The organism is Thiolapillus sp. (genome assembly GCF_048562965.1).
Lineage (GTDB): Bacteria > Pseudomonadota > Gammaproteobacteria > Chromatiales > Chromatiaceae > Thiolapillus > Thiolapillus brandeum_A.
In genome coordinates this window covers 1-1,348 of the sequence record NZ_JBHNMF010000798.1, presented here as the reverse complement: position 1 = coordinate 1,348, position 1,348 = coordinate 1, and the positions used below count along the sequence as shown (strand labels likewise).

Annotated in this window: 1 protein-coding gene; it reads right to left on the bottom strand. The window is 55.0% G+C overall.

Annotated elements, in window-relative coordinates; all coding sequences use genetic code 11:
* A partial coding sequence (locus ACOCD2_RS20165; protein ID WP_293675180.1) for a CHC2 zinc finger domain-containing protein occupies nt 1-1,245 on the bottom strand: 1,245 nt, incomplete at its 3' end.
* Nucleotides 1,246-1,348 lie beyond the last annotated feature (103 nt).

Sequence of the window (1,348 nt, the reverse complement as noted above, 5' to 3'; positions counted from 1 at the left end):
AGGCAGGGTATTCGCTTCGTTTGAAGACGTGCCAAGTAACCGTCCCTGGCGCAGGGTTCCAGCCTCGCCATCCGTGGCGAGTCGCTCAGCGGGATCGAGTGACGTTAAGTCACTCGCTCTTTCTCCGCTTCGCCCATCGCCCATCCATTCCGCCGACCGGATCACCACGCCCAGGCTCTTGTTCGCTGGCCTCACCTCCAGCGCATAGGCATTGGCATCCATGCCTTTGGGAAAGTGCAGCCGGTAACAGGCAAAACCCTCAGCCTGAAGTTGTTCGGCTAATTTAACGGCGGCAGTATTTCCCGCTTCGTCTCGATCATAAGCAATCAATACTCGTTTGATATTCGCCTGTTTGAAGACCGTCAGATGATCTTCGGTAAAACCAGAGGTGCCATAACTGGCCGTTACATTGCGGTAGCCATTCACCCAGAAGGTCATGGCATCGATCAGCGCTTCACACAGGATCACCTCCTCACTGTCTGCCAGGGCCGCAGCATTCCAGACGCCTTGATGTGCGCCCGGCAGATAAAGGTGCTGCGGTGTTCCCTTGCGTAATCGCTTACCGAGGATTTTTCTGCCGTAAACTTCCGTCACCAGACCATCACCATCGATGACCGGCACCACCAGCGAACCGCTAAAATGTTCATGACCAGTGTTTCTCAAAATACCAACCCGCTGCAACTGCCCTCTTACCTCAGCCCCGGCCTTGCGGTTGCGCGCCGGCAGCCGGTAACCCAATGTCCGATTGGCATAACCCAGCTTGAAGCAGTCGATTAACTCCGCACCACCCAGACCACGGCTGTTCAGGTATTCCAAGGCGTCGGGGCTTTGTTTCAGGGTGTCGTGGTAGTAATCGATCACCACGGCAAGCTGCTTCTGGTCATCAGGATCAGCCGCTAAAGGCATGGAATGCTTGGCGGTGGTATTTCTTTTCACAGGCGTTGCAGGAACCGACAAGGCGGCATCCCCGCCCTTCAATAACTCAACCGCATGACGGAAGCTCACGCCCTGGCGCTTCATGACCCACTGGATCACGTCACCGCCTTCATTGCAGGCACCCAGGCAATGCCACAGGTTCTTGTCCGGCGAGATCACCAGCGAAGGTTCCTTATCGTCGTGGAACGGGCACAACCCCAGATAGTCCTTGCCGTGTTTCTTCAGCTCGATGCCGGAGGATTCCACCAGGCGCACTAAAGCCACTTCGCGTTTCAGGCGGTCGAGTTCGTTGTTGGGGATGCGTGCCATAGGTGTTTTCCTCTCAAAACGTGTCAAGCCCTTTGCAGGATTTTTTTGCCATTGATTTTCGTGTCATTAGATTGTACGATTACCGGACATTCTAAAGCGAGAA